This is a genomic window from Ruegeria sp. CH10, from assembly GCF_056537125.1.
Window position 1 is genome coordinate 780710 of the sequence record NZ_JBQFQY010000001.1, and the last position, 15711, is coordinate 796420.

The following is a 15711-nucleotide window of genomic DNA, read 5'->3' on the forward strand; positions in this document are numbered from 1 at the left end:
CGGGTGAAAGCGGTTTCAAAGCTTGGGTCCAATGCTTGGGGTCGTCAGGCTACTACGGTTCAATACAGCTTCGCGCCAGGCGATAAAGCTGACAGCGGCCAGGATCAGCGTGCCGCCCGCGACAACCCAGATATCGACCCGTTCATGGAAGACAAGCGCCCCCAGCAACGTAGCCCAGATCAGCTGCAGAAACGTCACCGGTTGCGTCACGGCCACAGGGGCGGCTTTGAGGGCGATTGTCATGAAGTAATGCCCCGCCGTGGCAAAGCTGGCGACCAGAAACAGCAGGCCCAGATCCCGCAGGCCGGGTGGCGTCCATACCGCGACAGCAAAAGGGATCAGAGCAATTGTCACCCAGATGGACATATGCGCCACAACAACCGACGGCGGCAGGTCGCGTACCAGCGCCTTGGCAATCAGATAGGACGCGCCCAGCGCCAGTGACGTGGCCAGCATGCTCAGATGGCCTGCCGAGACCTCGCGGAACCCCGGGCGCAGAATGATGATCACGCCAATCACGGCAACAAGAATCGCGGCAATTCGGCGAAAGGCCAGTTTCTCACCCAGAAACAGCGCGGCACCCAGTGTGACATAGACCGGCGTCATGTAGTTCATCGCCGTGACCTCGGCCAAGGGAATCTGCGTCATCGAGAAGAACCACAGCATCACCGCCAGTGCGTGGACCACGCCGCGTACTCCGAAAAGGGTCAGGTGGCGGCGGTTCAGAGGCGTTGTCAGGATCAGCCTCAAGGCGGGCAATAAAAAGACAAGGCCAAAGACAAACCTGAGGAACGCCGCCTGAATCGGGTCCATGGTCGGCCCCAGCGATTTGACCAGCGCCGTCATCGCCACAAATGACACCCCGGCGGCAAACATCCAGAACATGCCCACCAAGGGGCGATATGTCGGCGCAAGAGTTGTCATGTTAACGGTAGAACACCGAAAACCCCTGCGGGGCAACCCTTCACATCGCCACAAGTTTGAGAGCGATCCCCAGCATGACCACGCCGATCACCATATCCAGAACCTGCCACGCCCGGGGCCGGGCAAAGACCGGAGACAGGATCGCCGCCCCATATCCCAGCGAGAAAAAGAACACGAAACTGGCCAGCATCGCCCCCACAGCAAAAGCCAGCCGGTCCTCATACTGGGCCGAGATGGAGCCGATCAGCACAACCGTATCCAGATAGACATGCGGGTTGAGCCAGGTAAACGCGAGCACCGTCAGCAATACCGACTTCAGACTGGTCCGCTGCCCTTGGGCCACATCCATCGCCGCCCCGCCGCGCCAGGCTGATTGCAGACTGCGCAGCCCATACCATGTCAGGAAAATCGCACCGCCATACCGCATGAGTGTTTCGAACCAAGGCACGGCCTGCGCCAATGCCCCGAAACCTGCAACCCCGGCAGCGATCAGAATGGCGTCCGAGATCGCACAGGTCAGGCACAGGGGCAGGACATGCTCGCGCCGCAGCCCTTGCCGCAGAACAAATGCGTTCTGCGCACCGATGGCAAGGATAAGGCTGAAGCCAAGAACAAAGCCTGCAATCAGAGATGTGGACATGGGCCCTCCTACAGTTCGAGGTATTGACTACGGCTATTTCGCACCTCTATCAAATTAAAGAAACTGACACTGATTAAGCTCTGCTAATGTTACTCGATCCCAATCACCTGTCGGCTTTGGCCGCGATCCTGCGCCATGGCAGCTTTGAGGCCGCAGCGGCCGAGCTGTCGGTGACACCGTCGGCCATTTCACAACGCATCAAAGCGCTTGAGGATCGTGTGGGGGCGGCCCTGATCCATCGCGGCGCCCCCTGCACAGGCACTCCGGCGGGGCTGCGGCTTGCCCAGCACGCCGAAGACATCAGCCTGCTTGAGGCGAAGCTGGCGCGAGAGTTGACGCTGGATCAAACCGCCGGCCCCGCTCGGGTACGCGTCGCCGTTCCTGCAGACGTGCTGGCCACGTGGTTCATCGACGCCATCGCGCAGGTCGATGGTCTGCTCTTCGATCTGGTGGTCGACGATCAGGACCATTCCGCCGAGTGGCTTCGGCGCGGAGAGGTCAGCGCCGCCATCACCGTTGGCACCCAATTGGTGGCAGGTTGCGACGCAGTGGATTTAGGCGCGCTGCGTTACATCGCCACCGCAAGCCCGGGCTTTATGCAACGGTGGTTCCCGGCTGGTGTGAGCGCGCGCACTCTGACCCATGCGCCCTGCCTGACCTTCAACCGCAAAGACGGGCTGCAAAAGTCTTGGATCGCCCAGCATATCGGCCAGAGGGTGTCCCCGCCCCTGCATTTCCTGCCTTCTTCGCACGGATTTGTGGATGCTGCATTGGTTGGGCTGGGTTGGGGTATGAACCCCATCGATCTGGCCGGGCAAGCGCTATCAGAGGGTCGATTGGTCCCTCTGCTTCCGAACGCGCCGCTGGATGTGCCCCTGACGTGGCAAGTTGGCCGCGTTTTGTCCCCGGCCCTGGCACCGCTGACCCGGGCAGTCAAACGGGTTGCGGCACAAGCCTTGTCATGATGCTACAGCCTTTTGCTCTGTCGGTTGCACAACCCGATAACAGGCAATGGCTGCAAATGCACTTACCAGAACAATGAACAAAACGGCCCAGGCGACCTCGTGCATATGGGCGACGGCAGCCAGCGCCGCTGCCAAAATCACACCCAGCGTGCGGCTGATGCTTTTGATCGCGGCAGCCCCTTTCACGCGCTGGTCCTTGGGGGCCACGTCGAGGAAATAAAGCTTGCGCGCGCCGCTGATACCCGTGACGGCCACTGTCACCACAAACAAAGCCACCGCGTGCAGGTGGATGTCGTGATCTATCCCCAGAAAATGCGCCGACAGCAACACGGTGCCCGTTGTTGCAACCATAAGGTTGCCCAATACCATCACCGCGCGGTGCGATTTCATATTGACCAACTGCCACAGGGGCGCTGACACCAGATAACCGGACGCGGATGAGATGATCATGGCTGTCAGCCCCTTGGCCGAGGCATGATGTGCCTCAGCCGCGATCAGGGCAAAGAAAGGAACCGACAGGGATACCACGACCAAAGGCACGCGCATGACCATGTACCGGCGAAACCAGGGCTGGTCGAACATGGCGATGATGTCGGTGAAATTGTCCCTGAGCTTGCGTTTCGCAGCGGAGTCCCCGTGCGGCGTCTCGGGTGCGGCCTTGGCGATCTCGGACATCGCCATGATCGACAGGCCCGACAAAAGGAAAAAGGCAACTGAAACCGCTATAATGGCCGAGTGTCTTGAAAAGGGCGGGTTCTCTTTGGTGATCTCATGCACCAGCAAAGCAATCCCGATGGCCCCCATCCCACCTACGCCCAGTTGCAGGTAGTGCATGATCATCCGCGACCGGGATTGCACATGATCGCCAAGCAGATCGGTGTACATCAAGGATTGCGTCTCTTCGATCAGGCCGATGAAGAAGAACGCAAGAACAAAGGCAATCGCCGTCGCCGACACAACCCCGGTTGCAGCAACAAGAACCGCCAGAACAAGGCAGGCTCCGATTGCGATTTCGGTCAAAGCAATCCCACGCTTTTTGCGCTTACGTGCTGCAATCGGTTGCGCCAGAAACACGTCCGAAATCATGCTGCCCGCCATCCGGATCGACACCAGCGCACCGGCAACAAACATCGGAAGCTCAAGCGATACGGCCAAAAACGGCAGCACCACAGATGGGCTGCCCAAAGTCCAAGCGACCTGAGACAAGATACTCTGCCCGGCCAGCACCGGCAGGTTTCTTTTGGGTGTGCGCTCGGGGCTGTCGGTCATGCGTAGATCTTTGGACAGTAAACAAGGCGGTCGGGCCAAACCTACCGGGTTCTTCCCGTGCGGCCAAGATGCGGGCCCCAAAAGAAAAACCCGACCAAAGGCCGGGCTTTCAACGTGTTCGGTGCGGCGCGGGTCAAAGCTGCGCCATGACCTCGTCCGTGGCCTCAAAATTGGTGGTGACGCGCTGTACGTCATCGTCATCTTCCAGCGCGTCCACCAGCTTCATCAGCTTTTGCATGTCGTCCAGACCCAACTCGGTCGTTGTGGTGGGCTTCCAGATCAACTTGGTGGATTCGGATTCGCCCAAGGCGGTTTCCAGCGCATTCGAAACCTCGTTCAGGTCGGTATCTGCGCACCAGATGATGTGGCCGTCTTCCGAGCTTTCGACATCTTCGGCACCGGCCTCGATCGCCGCCTCAAAGATCGCATCGGCGTCGCCTGCATCTGCCGGATAGACAACCTCACCCTTGCGGTCGAACATGAACCCGACCGAGCCGGTCTCACCCAGGTTCCCGCCATTCTTCGAGAACGTCGAGCGCACGGTGGAGGCCGTCCGGTTCCGGTTGTCGGTCATCGTTTCAACGATCACGGCGACACCGTTGGGGCCATAGCCCTCATACCGGATTTCTTCGTATTCGTCGCCCTCGCCCGCAACCGATTTCTTGATCGCGCGGTCGATCACGTCCTTGGGGACGGAATTCGACTTGGCCTCTTTCACGGCCAGACGCAGGCGCGGGTTCTTGTCGGGATCGGGGTCGCCCATCTTGGCGGCCACAGTGATCTCTTTCGACAGTTTGGAAAACAGCTTGGACCGCGCGGCGTCCTGACGTCCCTTGCGGTGCTGGATGTTGGCCCATTTTGAGTGGCCTGCCATGGTGCGTCCTCGTGATAGTGATTGCGTGTTCGGCGCTCATATAGACGTTTGCGGGGCCAAGGATCAAGAGACCGGCTTGCGACACGCCCCCGTGCGGCTATGGTGACCCCATGACGACAGACCAGATTATTCTTTTCAGCCTTTTCGCAACTGTCTTCGGAATGCTTCTGTGGGGGCGGTTTCGATACGATCTGGTCGCGTTTTCGGCGCTGTTGATCGGGGTGGTGCTGGGTGTCGTGCCCGTGGATGATGCTTTTGCCGGGTTTGGCCATCCCGCCACTATCATCGTGGCCTTGGTGCTGGTCGTGTCCGCCGGACTGGTCCGGTCGGGCGCGGTGTTCCTGATCACCCGCACGTTGGTGGATGCCTCTCGCGGTCTTGGTGCCCATATCGCGCTTATGGGCGGGATCGGGGCGGTGCTGTCGGCCTTCATGAACAACGTGGCCGCTTTGGCCCTGCTGATGCCGGTGGATATTCAAACCGCGCGCAAGGCGGGGCGGTCGGTGGGCCTGACCCTGATGCCGCTGAGCTTTGCCACCATTCTGGGCGGCATGGCGACGCTGATCGGGACGCCCCCCAACATCATCATCGCCTCGATCCGGCAGGAAACGTTGGGTGAGCCGTTCCAGATGTTCGATTTCGCCCCGGTTGGCGGGATTGCTGCCATCGCAGGGCTGGCTTTTGTCGCATTGGTCGGCTGGCGCCTGATCCCCAACCGTGGTCCGCAAGAGGAAAGCACCGAAGCGCTTGCCGAATACATCGCCGAACTGACCATCCCCCCCGAATCCGCCCATATCGGCAAACGGGTCAGTGAGCTGTACGAGGCCGCGGAAAAATCGGACGTCGCCATTATCGGCCTGATCCGCGATGGCAAACGCCGCTATGGCCGATCCGCCCACGCCACGCTGAAACAGGGCGACGCGCTGGTGCTTGAGGCCCGGCCCGAGGCGCTGGACGAATTCCGCGCGGCATTGACCCTCGACTTTTCGGACACGCGCCGTCAGGAGTTGCTGACCGCCGAGGGCGATGGGCTAGAGGTGATCGAAGTTGTCGCGACCGAGAACGCCCGCATTACCGGGCGCACGGCGCAGGGGTTGGGGCTGGCATGGCGGCAAAGCACGGTGCTTATGGGTATCTCGCGCCAGGGCCGCCGCATCACCGAACAGGTCCGCAAGACCGAGGTTGAGGCGGGCGACATCCTGCTGCTGCTCTGCCCCCGCGACCGCAGCGCCGATGTGACCGAGTGGCTGGGCTGTCTGCCGCTGGCGCAACGCGGGCTGAACGTCACCGCCAATGACAAGGCATGGCTGGCCATCGGCCTGTTTGCTGCTGCCGTGCTGGCGGCCAGCGTCGGGTTGATCTACCTGCCGATTGCGCTGGGGTTGGTGGTGGTGGCCTATGTGCTGACCAAGATCATGCCGATCACCGATCTCTACAATCACATCGAATGGCCGGTCGTGGTGCTGCTAGGCTCGATGATCCCCTTGGGCAGCGCGCTGGAGACATCCGGTGGTACGGAACTGATTGCAAATGCGCTGGTACAATTGACCGACGGTCTGCCCGCATGGGCTATTCTGACGGTGCTGATGATCGTTACCATGACCCTTTCGGACGTGCTGAACAACACCGCCACAGCCATCGTCGCCGCCCCGGTCGGCATCCAGATGGCCCGCACGCTTGAGGTCTCGCCCGATCCGTTCCTGATGACGGTGGCCGTCGCAGCCTCGGCCGCGTTCCTGACCCCTATCGGGCATAAGAACAATACGCTGGTTCTGGGACCGGGAGGGTATCGGTTCGGGGATTACTGGCGGATGGGGCTTCCACTGGAAATCCTTATCGTTGCGGTCTCAATCCCCGCCATCCTTGTCTTCTGGCCGCTGTGACGGGTAAGGGCATCACATGAAACGCTTTCTGATCCTGCAACTGCGCCCCGAGGCCGAGGCGTCAGACGCCGAATATGCCTCGATCCTCGACAAAACCGGTCTGACGCCCGAGCAAACCCATCGCATCCGTCTGGATTGCGAGGAACTGCCCGAGGGGCTGGACGTCACGAACTATGCCGGCGTGATCGTTGGCGGCGGGCCGGGCTGTGTCAGTGATGACCCGGCTACGAAATCCGAAATCGACACCCGTGTCGAAGCGGCGATCATGGGTCTGATGCCGCAGATCACCGCGCATGATCACCCATTCATGGGCTGCTGCTATGGTCTGGGCATTCTGGCTGCCCATCTGGGCGGAGAGGTCAGCAAGGCGCAATTCGGGGAACCCGTTGGCCCGTCGACCTGCCACCTGACCGAGGACGGCGCGCGCGATCCGCTGACCGCCGGGCTGGGCGACAGGTTCGATGCATTTGTCGGGCACAAAGAGGCCGTTCAATCCCTGCCTGAGGGATGCGTTCACCTGCTGACCTCGGACCCCTGCCCGTTTCAGATGATCCGTTGGGGCGACAACGTCTATGCCACGCAATTCCACCCCGAGGCGGATGCGAAGGATTTTGAACAGCGTATCAATATCTACAGGAATTTCGGCTATTTCCCGCCCGAAGATGCGCAGCGGCTGATCGACATCTGCCACGCCGCCGACGTCACCAAACCCGGAGAAATCCTGCGCCGCTTTGCCGAGCGCTACAAATGACCCAACGGAGCGGTTGCCTGCGGCTTGGCCCGTGACATAGGCTGCCCCGAACGGCTTTGGGAGGAGTTGTTTTTGGATCTGCTCATTAGTGTCGGCCTGCCGCTTTCGCTGGCCATCATCATGTTGTCGCTGGGCGTTGGCCTGCACGTCGCCGATTTCCGCCGGGTGCTAAGCCGGGGCTACCCCTTTGCCATTGGCGCCGTGTGTCAGGTGATCTTGCTGCCCGTTGTGGCCTTCATCACCGTCAAGCTGTTCGCTCTGCCGCCCGAGATTGCCGTGGGTTTCATGCTGCTCAGCTTTTGCCCCGGCGGTGTGACCAGCAATATCCTGTCGAAACTGGCCAAGGGCGACGTGGCCCTTTCGGTCAGCCTGACTGCGGTCATCAGCCTGCTGTCAATGCTGACCGTTCCCATATTGGCAGCATGGTCGATTGCTCATTTCATGGGAGAGGACGCGCCCGAGGTCTCGATCACCGGGCTGGCCATCGCGCTGTTTCTGATCACAACCCTGCCCGTCGCCATCGGCGTCACCTTGCGCCACTTTGCATCCGGTTTTGCCGAGCGGATCGACGCGCCGTTGTCAAAGCTGGCGACGGGGCTGTTTGTTCTGGTCGTGCTCGCCGCGCTGGCCGCCAATTGGGAGACATTCATCACCAACCTTGGGATCATGGGCGCAGGTCTGGTCACGCTGAACGTTGCGCTGCTGGCCATTGGTCTGGGCATCGCGCGCGCCGCGAAACTGTCCTGGGACGAGAGTAAGACGATCTCAATCGAAACCGGCATCCAGAACTCGACCCTCGGGATTACACTGGCCGCGCTGATCACGGGAACTGAGTCGGGGTTCAGCCCTCTGGCGCTGCCTTCGGCCGTGTACGGGATCATGATGTATGTCGTGGCCCTGCCCTATATCGCCTGGCTGCGCAGCCGCTGAAAGGACTTGCCATGACCAAGAACTCTGCTGATGCAATTGTCGTGGGCGCCGGGCTGGCTGGGCTGGCCGCTGCTGCCGAGTTGGGGGATCGCGGCAAGAAGGTAATCGTTCTGGATCAGGAGCCCGAGCATTTCCTGGGCGGCCAAGCGTTCTGGAGCCTTGGCGGGCTATTCATGGTCGACACACCGGAACAGCGGCGCATGGGGATCAGGGACAGCCACGAACTGGCCCTGCGCGACTGGATGGGCAGCGCGCAGTTCGACCGTGCCGAGGACGCATGGCCGCGCAAATGGGCCGAAGCCTATGTCGAATTCGCCGCCGGAGAGATGCGTCCGTGGCTTTACGACATGGGCCTGCGCTGGTTTCCCATTGTCGGCTGGGCCGAACGCGGCGGTTCTTATGCGGATGGGCACGGCAATTCGGTTCCCCGGTTTCACATCACTTGGGGCACCGGGCCCGGTGTGCTGAAGAACTTTGTCCGCCGTGTGCGCGAACATGTGGACGCCGGGTTGATCGAGCTGAAATTCCGCCATCAGGTCAGCCACATCATCATGCAGAACGGCTGCGCCAAAGGTGTCTCGGGCGAGGTTCTGGCCGACGACACAGCCCAGCACGGTGCAAAAACCAACCGCGATGAGGTGGGTGAGTTCGAGGTTTATGCGCCCTCGGTTATCGTGACCTCGGGCGGGATTGGCGGCAATTTCGAGATGGTGCGCAAGAACTGGCCGCGCGACCGGCTGGGTGAGCCACCAAAAGATATGGTTGCAGGCGTGCCCTTTCACGTCGATGGCCGCATGATTGGGATCAGCGAAAAAGCGGGCGGTCACGTGATCAATGGCGATCGGATGTGGCATTACACCGAGGGCGTGCGCAACTGGAACCCGATCTGGCCGTCGCATGGTATCCGCATCCTGCCTGGGCCCAGTTCAATGTGGTTCGATGCGCGCGGCAACCGTCTGAAACCGCCCTGCCTGCCGGGGTTCGACACGCTGGGCACGCTGAAGGAAATCCTGAAAACCGGCTATGAATACAGCTGGTTCGTGCTGACCCAGAAGGTCATCAAAAAGGAATTCGCGCTGTCCGGCTCGGAGCAGAACCCCGACATGACGGATGGTGGCTGGAAAGAGGTGCTGTTGCAGCGCATCCTGACCGGATCAAAGGCCACCGCCCCGGTCGAGGCGTTCAAACAGCATGGCGAGGATTTCATCGTCGCGAACACCCTGACCGAACTGGTCAGCGGCATGAACCAGCTGGGCGGCGGCCTGATTGATGAGGCCCATCTGCGCGCCCAGATCGAGGCGCGGGACAGTCAGGTCGACAACCCCTTTACCAAGGACGCGCAGATGGCGGCCATTCTGGCGGCCCGCAACTATCGCGGGGACAGGCTGATCCGCACCGCCAAGCCGCACAAGTTCCTAGATCGGGCCAAAGGCCCTCTGATCGCGGTCAAACTGCACGTGCTGACACGCAAGACGCTGGGCGGGCTGCAAACCAATCTGGACAGCCAGATGATCGGCGCAGACGGTCAGGTTGTCCCCGGCCTGTTCGCAGCCGGAGAAGTCGCCGGGTTCGGCGGCGGCGGCTATCACGGTTACAACGCGCTCGAAGGGTCATTCCTGGGCGGCTGCATCTTTTCGGGCCGCAACGCCGGACGGTCGCGCGCTGTGGCCTAGGGCGTGCGAATGAACTTGAGAACCGGCTCGCCCGCAGCATCCAGCAGCACAAGGCTGTCACCGGCCAACGCATAGGTGGTCACACCCTGCAAGGCGGCAAAGAACTGATCCTCGACCGCCTCAAGATCGGGCGGACAGGCCATCAGCGTGGCGGCCATGTTGTCAGGGAATTCCAGCGTGTCACCGGACAGGTCAGCCTGACCGGAAAACCGGTTGCACCCGCCCGTGCCGCTGAACGCGCCGCCCCGCGCAAAGTCCAGCTGCGGCGGGCGTTCGGTATTCAGCACGTCTCCGTCGATGCCAATCGCGGTCCAGTTTGAATTCTCAAGCGTGGCCGAGCCCTGCCCGCTGACCTGCACCAGAACAAGGTCCGTTGTATCCCCGGCCCCGTTGGTCAGAACGGGATGGACGGTATCCGTTGTGAACAGCAACTGCCCATCGCGGTAAATCGCGCCGCGCACCGCATAGGTCATGCCTTCGCGGATCAGCGCGTCATCAAAGCTCAGCTCGAACTGCGCCGGGACACCGGTCAGCGCATAGCGTTGCGCGGCCAGGGTAACGGCCGGTGCATCGGCCAGAGAGATATCCTGCAGCTCAACAAACAGCGTGGCATCTTGTGGCACCGCGATCCGCTCACGATAGGTGGCGGTTCCGGTCACCGTACCCGCATGGCTTTGGCCGCCGATAATGGTCAGCATGATTGCAACTGCCACGATGGCCTGCCCGAGTTTAGGAAAAGGCATGATCCGATCCTTTCACATTCGTCTTGGCTAAAAAGATCGTGACTGGTTCTGCGTTTACAAGGGTCGCCCCCAAGCATCGGCGAATCCGTGCCCGCGCTACAGCGGCCAGATCAGCGGAATCAGCAGTGACGCCAGCAATCCGACCGTCAGGTTCAACGGCACGCCGACCTTCAGGAAATCGGTGAACCGATAGCCCCCGGGCCCGTAGACCATCATGTTGGTCTGATACCCGATCGGTGTCGCAAATGAGGCCGAGGCCGCCACCATCACTGCCACCACCAGCGGGCGCGGATCGATCCCAACTGCCTGTGCCAGACCAATGGCAATCGGCGTCACCACCACGGCCACCGCGTTGTTCGACACCAATTCGGTTAGTACCGACGTCAGCAAGTACACGGCCCAGATAATCAGGAACGGCGGCAAAACGCTCAGCCCCGGTGCGACGGCCTCAACGATCAGCGAAACGGCCCCGGATTTGTCCAGCGCCGCCCCGATGGCCAGCATGGCAAAGATCAGCGCCAGCAGGCGCCCCTCGACAAAGGAAAACGCCTCATCCGCATCGATACAGCCGGTCAGCAACACCACAGCGACGGCAACAACAGACAGCAGCAGGATGGGCGCCACGCCCAGCGCCGCCAGCACAACGATTCCGGTCAGGGCCCCGATTGCGATGGGCGCATGGCTGCGGCGGAACGCACGGGCCGAGGGCTGGGTGACATCCACCATATCCATGTCTGCGGCCAGTCTCTGAATGTCCGCAGGAGACCCTTCAAGCAGCAGGGTATCGCCCACCCGCACCACCAGATCATCCAGTTGCCGCCCGATATTCTGGTTCCGCCGATGCACCGCCAGCACATAGACACCATAGCGGCGGCGCAACCGCAGCGTGCCAAGCGTTCTGCCGACCATGCGGCAACCGGGGGTGATCAGCACCTCGACCGTCTTGGTCTCAACCGCCGAAACCTGATCGACGCGTTTGAGTTCCTTGTTGCTTTGCAGGCTCAGCAACTCCGTCATCTCGGTTCGCAGAACCACGCGATCGCCCAGCTTCAGCTCAACCCCTTTGAGGTTGCGGCGCAGCGACTCGTCACCGCGAATGACGTCGATCAGACGTACACCGGGGCGTTTGAACAGCTGAACGCCTGTCACCTCGCGCCCAATCAAATTGCTTTCGGGGGGAATGACCGCCTCGGTAAAGAATTTCATCTTGGACCGGTCTGAAAGCAACGAGGCCATGCTGTCGCGATCCGGCAAAAGGCGCGGCGCGATGAATCGCAGATAAACCATCCCATAGATCACCACTGCGATACCCAGCGGCGTGACCTCAAAAATCGTGAAGGGTGCCATCCCCTGAGATCGCGCAACACCATCAACCAAAAGGTTTGTCGATGTGCCGATCAGGGTCAGTGTTCCGCCCAGAATCGCGGCGTAGCTGAGCGGGATCAAAAGTTTGGACGCCGGAACATTCAGCGTGCGCGCGATCTGGACAAAGACCGGGATCATCACAACCACAACCGGTGTGTTGGACACCACGGCCGAGGCGAGCACAACAAACCCCATCAACAGGCCAATCGCGATACGCGGGTTCACCTGCGCCTGCTTTTGCGCGGTCGAGGTAAACGCATCCAGCGCCCCTGTCCGCACGAGGGCACCCATGATGATGAACATCGCGGCAATCGTCCAGGGCGCGGGGTTCGACAATACCGCCAGCGCGCTTTGATAGGGCAGGATACCGGTCACCAGCATCACGGCGACACCGCCAATGGCCACAACCTCGGTCGGATAAACCTCGCGCAGGAACATGATGAACATGCCCGCGACCACCAAGAGCGCCAGTATCGCGCTACCCGTTTCTGAAAGTTGTAGGAATTGCATTCTTGGGTTGTGTCCGAACCTTGACCTGAGCTGCGCGCCCGTCAGGCAGTTTCTCGCATTGCGCAGGTCAGGGCAAGCTTTACTGAGGCCCCGCCTGCTGTAACCGCCCGCCAACGCGCACCATCTGCACGGATTTGGCCTGCCCGTCACGATCATCGGTTTCGACGAACACGCCGCTTAGCGTTGCTTCGCCGTTGGCGGGGGTAAACCGCGCCTTGGGCATTCCGGTGATGAACCGGCGCATCGGTTCCACCTTGTCCATGCCGATTACCGAATCATAGTCGCCGCACATCCCCGCGTCGGACAGGTATGCCGTCCCGCCTGGAAGAATCTGCGCATCCGCCGTCGGCACATGGGTATGCGTACCCACCACAAGGCTGGCGCGTTTGTCGCAATAATGGCCCATGGCCATCTTCTCGGACGTCGCCTCGCAATGCATATCCACGATGATCGCCTGTGCCTGCCCACCGCGCGGGTGGGATTTCAGGATCGGCTCGATCGAGGAAAACGGGTCGTCAAAAGGCCGTTTCATAAAGACCTGACCCAGCACCTGCACCACCAGAACCTTGCGCCCACCCGGCGCGGTATACAGGCGGTGCCCCCGCCCCGGTGCGCCCTTGGCGAAATTCACCGGGCGCACGATGCGCGGCTCATTCTCGATGAATTGCAGCATGTCCTTCTGGTCGAACGCATGATCGCCCAACGTCAGGCAATCGGCCCCTGCATTCAGCAGCAGCTTGGCGTGATCGCCGGTCAGCCCCATCCCGTTCGAGGCGTTCTCGCCATTGACCACAACGAAATCCAGCCGCCATTCATCGCGCAGGCGCGGCAGATGCTGCTGAATGGCCGTGCGTCCCGCGCGGCCCATGACGTCACCCAGAAACAGTATCCTCATCCGAACTGTCCTAAGTGTGGCGTCTGCCAAGCACAAGTGGTTAAACTGCCGCCATAATCCATGAAAACACTTTGGACAGGAGAGTTTGATGACCCGCTACTTCATTCCCGCCGCCCTGTTGGCCCCGCTTGCCGCCTGCGATCAGCCCGCAGATGACACGGTCGGACTTGCCAACCCCGCCGCCACCTTCTGCGTTGAAAAGGGCGGCACTTACGACATCGTTGATGGTGCTGACGGGCAAACCGGAACCTGCACCCTGCCTGACGGATCGACACAGGATGCGTGGGACTATTTCCGTGCCGAGAATATGGGCTGAGCCTAAAAGCTCAGCACTCTGCTTTCCGTGATCACCATGTCCAGAGGCTGGTCTGTGGGTTCCAGCGGCAGCCCTTCGGCTTCTTGCGCGTCAAAGGCAAAGCCGATGGCCAGGGTCGGGCGTTTGGCGCGCAGCCCTTCCAGCGTGCGGTCATAGAAACCGCCGCCATAACCCAGCCGTCCGCCCTGCGCATCAAAGGCCACAAGTGGAACGATTAGGATTTCGGGGTCGAAATAGTCATCGATCTCGGGCACTTTGGCCCCGAACGGGCCGTCTTTCAGCACCCCTTCGGGTGTCCAGCGTGAAAACTTCAGCGGTTGCGCAGCGGCCTGAATCACCGGTACACCGACCGGGCCATAGGCCGCGGCCTCGGCCATGGCGGGCAGCGGATCGATCTCGGTCCGAATGGGCATATAGCCTGATATCGGCACACCCCGGTGCCCGGCCAAAACTTCGGACAATCGCCCGGCAGCACCCGGCAGGCGCGCGTCAAACGCGGCCTTGCGGCGCGCAAATGCTGCCTTGCGCGCGGCGGCTTTCACTTCGGTCAGATCGGTCACAATAGCACCACGCTGGCAAGTCCAAGAAACAGGAAGAACCCCATGACATCCGTTGTCGTTGTCACAAAGGTGCCGGACGCAAGTGCCGGGTCTGCGCCCAGTCGGTCCAGCACCACAGGTACTACCGTACCGACAAAGCCTGCGATGATCATGTTCACGACCAAGGCGGCCCCGATCACGACACCCAGCAGCGGAGAATCGAACCAGAGCATGCCGACAGTGCCCAACACGATGGCGAAACACAGCCCGTTGAGCATCCCCACCAGCAATTCCCGCCGGATCACCCGCATCACGTTAGACCCGGTCAGGTCGCGCGTCGCCAGCGCCCGCACTGCCACCGTCAGCGACTGCGTCCCGGCATTGCCGCCCATCGACGCCACAATCGGCATCAGGATCGCCAACGCCACCAGCTGATCGATCGCCGCCTCAAACTGTGAAATCACCAGCGAGGCACAGATGGCTGTACACAGGTTCACTGCCAGCCACGGCAGACGCCGTCGGCTGGTTGCCGCCACGCTATCCGAGATCGAGCTTTCGTCGCTCACACCTGCAAGTCGCAGGATATCTTCTTCGTGTTCTTCATCCAGAACGACCATCGCATCGTCGATGGTGATGACACCGACCAACCGTCCATCGTCATCCACCACCGGAGACGAGATCAGGTGATACTGGTTGAATGCGTAGGCGACATCCTCTTCGTCCTGATCGACGGGGATGGTGTGAAATTCTTCTTCGGTGATGTCGTGCAAAGGTACGTTGCGCCGTGCCGCCATCAGCTTGCCCAAAGTCACCTGCGCCACAGGCTTCAGCCGCGGATCAACCAGCACCACATGATAGAATTGTTCCGGCAGATCATCATTGGCGCGCATGAAATCGATGGCCTGGCCCACCGACCAATGGTCGGGCGCCATGACGACCTCGCGCTGCATAAGACGACCGGCCGAGTTTTCCGGGTAGGACAGCGCCTGTTCGGCCGCGACACGCTCGGAATCCTCCAGCGCGTCCAGAATGGCCTCTTGCTGCGGCTCTTCGAGGTCTTCCAGAAGGTCAACAACATCGTCGCTTTCCATGTCGCGCACGGCCTCGGCCAGCACGTCTGGTTTCAGGATGTCGATGATCTCTTCGCGGACGGCCTCATCAAGTTCCGACAGGATGTCGCCGTCAAATTCCTTGTCATACAGGCGGATCAGCCGCGCCCGGTCATAGGGGTTGATCTGTTCCAGAAGGTCAGCGATGTCCGCCGGGTGCAACGGTTCCATCAACTCGACCAGCTTGTCGCGGTCATCCACATCGACCGCATACAAAATCGCCGCTACCGTCCGGCGATCCAGCGCATAGGCATCGTCATCGCTGGCGGGTTCAGTTACGGGTTCATCAAAGCCTGTGGTCATGTCTGCCCCCGTTTCTTCGGTC

General features: G+C 61.1%; 15 protein-coding genes. 6 read left to right on the plus strand and 9 right to left on the minus strand.

Annotation, left to right across the window (positions count from 1 at the left end; all coding sequences use genetic code 11):
* Positions 1–15: 15 nt before the first annotated feature.
* Positions 16–924 (minus strand): DMT family transporter, encoded by a 909-nt coding sequence (locus tag ACRZ94_RS03885; protein WP_480650240.1) that lies wholly within the window; start codon positions 922–924, stop codon positions 16–18.
* 40 nt (positions 925–964) lie between these two features.
* Entirely contained in the window at positions 965–1564 is a 600-nt protein-coding gene (gene lysE / locus ACRZ94_RS03890) for an L-lysine exporter (protein ID WP_480650239.1), read from the minus strand.
* A gap of 86 nt (positions 1565–1650) precedes the next feature.
* On the opposite strand from lysE, the gene ACRZ94_RS03895 reads away from it, so the two are divergent.
* Entirely contained in the window at positions 1651–2529 is an 879-nt protein-coding gene (locus ACRZ94_RS03895) for a LysR family transcriptional regulator ArgP (protein ID WP_480796708.1), read from the plus strand.
* On the opposite strand, the gene ACRZ94_RS03900 is transcribed toward ACRZ94_RS03895, so the two are convergent.
* Together ACRZ94_RS03900 and ACRZ94_RS03905 are read right to left on the minus strand one after the other, a co-directional pair.
* Entirely contained in the window at positions 2524–3798 is a 1275-nt protein-coding gene (locus ACRZ94_RS03900) for an MFS transporter (protein WP_480796709.1), read from the minus strand. The two genes, ACRZ94_RS03895 and ACRZ94_RS03900, sit on opposite strands and share 6 nt — an antisense overlap.
* A gap of 133 nt (positions 3799–3931) precedes the next feature.
* On the minus strand, positions 3932–4672 hold the full coding sequence (locus ACRZ94_RS03905) for a YebC/PmpR family DNA-binding transcriptional regulator (protein ID WP_480650236.1): 741 nt from the start codon (positions 4670–4672) through the stop codon (positions 3932–3934).
* Positions 4673–4782: 110 nt separating this feature from the next.
* Between ACRZ94_RS03905 and ACRZ94_RS03910 the strand changes: the two genes are divergently transcribed.
* The 4 genes from ACRZ94_RS03910 to ACRZ94_RS03925 all read left to right on the plus strand — a co-directional run bounded on the left by ACRZ94_RS03910 (position 4783) and on the right by ACRZ94_RS03925 (position 9909).
* Positions 4783–6555, plus strand: coding sequence for an SLC13 family permease (locus ACRZ94_RS03910; RefSeq protein ID WP_480796710.1), 1773 nt, complete (start codon positions 4783–4785; stop codon positions 6553–6555).
* Between the two features lie 16 nt (positions 6556–6571).
* A complete protein-coding gene (locus ACRZ94_RS03915) occupies positions 6572–7306 on the plus strand; it encodes a glutamine amidotransferase (RefSeq protein ID WP_480650234.1) in 735 nt (244 codons plus the stop codon).
* Positions 7307–7378: 72 nt separating this feature from the next.
* Entirely contained in the window at positions 7379–8236 is an 858-nt protein-coding gene (locus ACRZ94_RS03920; RefSeq protein ID WP_480796711.1) for a bile acid:sodium symporter family protein, read from the plus strand.
* A gap of 11 nt (positions 8237–8247) precedes the next feature.
* On the plus strand, positions 8248–9909 hold the full coding sequence (locus tag ACRZ94_RS03925) for an FAD-binding dehydrogenase (RefSeq protein WP_480796712.1): 1662 nt from the start codon (positions 8248–8250) through the stop codon (positions 9907–9909).
* On the opposite strand, the gene ACRZ94_RS03930 is transcribed toward ACRZ94_RS03925, so the two are convergent.
* The 3 genes from ACRZ94_RS03930 to ACRZ94_RS03940 form a co-directional block, all read right to left on the minus strand.
* Positions 9906–10652 (minus strand): YbaY family lipoprotein, encoded by a 747-nt coding sequence (locus ACRZ94_RS03930; protein WP_480796713.1) that lies wholly within the window; start codon positions 10650–10652, stop codon positions 9906–9908. The two genes, ACRZ94_RS03925 and ACRZ94_RS03930, sit on opposite strands and share 4 nt — an antisense overlap.
* 96 nt (positions 10653–10748) lie before the next feature.
* Positions 10749–12527, minus strand: a complete 1779-nt coding sequence (locus tag ACRZ94_RS03935; protein WP_480650231.1) for an SLC13 family permease — start codon at positions 12525–12527, stop codon at positions 10749–10751.
* Positions 12528–12606: 79 nt separating this feature from the next.
* Entirely contained in the window at positions 12607–13422 is an 816-nt protein-coding gene (locus ACRZ94_RS03940; RefSeq protein WP_480650230.1) for a TIGR00282 family metallophosphoesterase, read from the minus strand.
* Between the two features lie 88 nt (positions 13423–13510).
* Here ACRZ94_RS03940 and ACRZ94_RS03945 point away from each other — a divergent pair, with 88 nt between their 5' ends.
* Positions 13511–13738, plus strand: a complete 228-nt coding sequence (locus tag ACRZ94_RS03945; RefSeq protein WP_480650229.1) for a putative hemolysin — start codon at positions 13511–13513, stop codon at positions 13736–13738.
* Between the two features lie 2 nt (positions 13739–13740).
* On the opposite strand, the gene ACRZ94_RS03950 is transcribed toward ACRZ94_RS03945, so the two are convergent.
* Positions 13741–14298, minus strand: a complete 558-nt coding sequence (locus tag ACRZ94_RS03950) for a 5-formyltetrahydrofolate cyclo-ligase (RefSeq protein WP_480650228.1) — start codon at positions 14296–14298, stop codon at positions 13741–13743.
* Positions 14295–15689 carry a magnesium transporter gene (gene mgtE / locus ACRZ94_RS03955; RefSeq protein WP_480651421.1) on the minus strand — a complete coding sequence of 465 codons (1395 nt, stop codon included), beginning with the start codon at positions 15687–15689 and terminating at the stop codon, positions 14295–14297. Before mgtE ends, ACRZ94_RS03950 begins: the two co-directional genes overlap by 4 nt.
* Positions 15690–15711: the final 22 nt, after the last annotated feature.

Coding starts and splice junctions, on each gene's coding strand:
- ACRZ94_RS03940 (WP_480650230.1), bottom strand. CDS start 13,422: ATGAGGATACTGTTTCTGGGTGACGTCATGGGCCGCGCGGGACGCACG.
- ACRZ94_RS03945 (WP_480650229.1), top strand. CDS start 13,511: ATGACCCGCTACTTCATTCCCGCCGCCCTGTTGGCCCCGCTTGCCGCC.
- ACRZ94_RS03895 (WP_480796708.1), top strand. CDS start 1,651: ATGTTACTCGATCCCAATCACCTGTCGGCTTTGGCCGCGATCCTGCGC.
- ACRZ94_RS03905 (WP_480650236.1), bottom strand. CDS start 4,672: ATGGCAGGCCACTCAAAATGGGCCAACATCCAGCACCGCAAGGGACGT.
- ACRZ94_RS03935 (WP_480650231.1), bottom strand. CDS start 12,527: ATGCAATTCCTACAACTTTCAGAAACGGGTAGCGCGATACTGGCGCTC.
- lysE (WP_480650239.1), bottom strand. CDS start 1,564: ATGTCCACATCTCTGATTGCAGGCTTTGTTCTTGGCTTCAGCCTTATC.
- mgtE (WP_480651421.1), bottom strand. CDS start 15,689: ATGACCACAGGCTTTGATGAACCCGTAACTGAACCCGCCAGCGATGAC.
- ACRZ94_RS03910 (WP_480796710.1), top strand. CDS start 4,783: ATGACGACAGACCAGATTATTCTTTTCAGCCTTTTCGCAACTGTCTTC.
- ACRZ94_RS03900 (WP_480796709.1), bottom strand. CDS start 3,798: ATGACCGACAGCCCCGAGCGCACACCCAAAAGAAACCTGCCGGTGCTG.
- ACRZ94_RS03915 (WP_480650234.1), top strand. CDS start 6,572: ATGAAACGCTTTCTGATCCTGCAACTGCGCCCCGAGGCCGAGGCGTCA.
- ACRZ94_RS03925 (WP_480796712.1), top strand. CDS start 8,248: ATGACCAAGAACTCTGCTGATGCAATTGTCGTGGGCGCCGGGCTGGCT.
- ACRZ94_RS03885 (WP_480650240.1), bottom strand. CDS start 924: ATGACAACTCTTGCGCCGACATATCGCCCCTTGGTGGGCATGTTCTGG.
- ACRZ94_RS03930 (WP_480796713.1), bottom strand. CDS start 10,652: ATGCCTTTTCCTAAACTCGGGCAGGCCATCGTGGCAGTTGCAATCATG.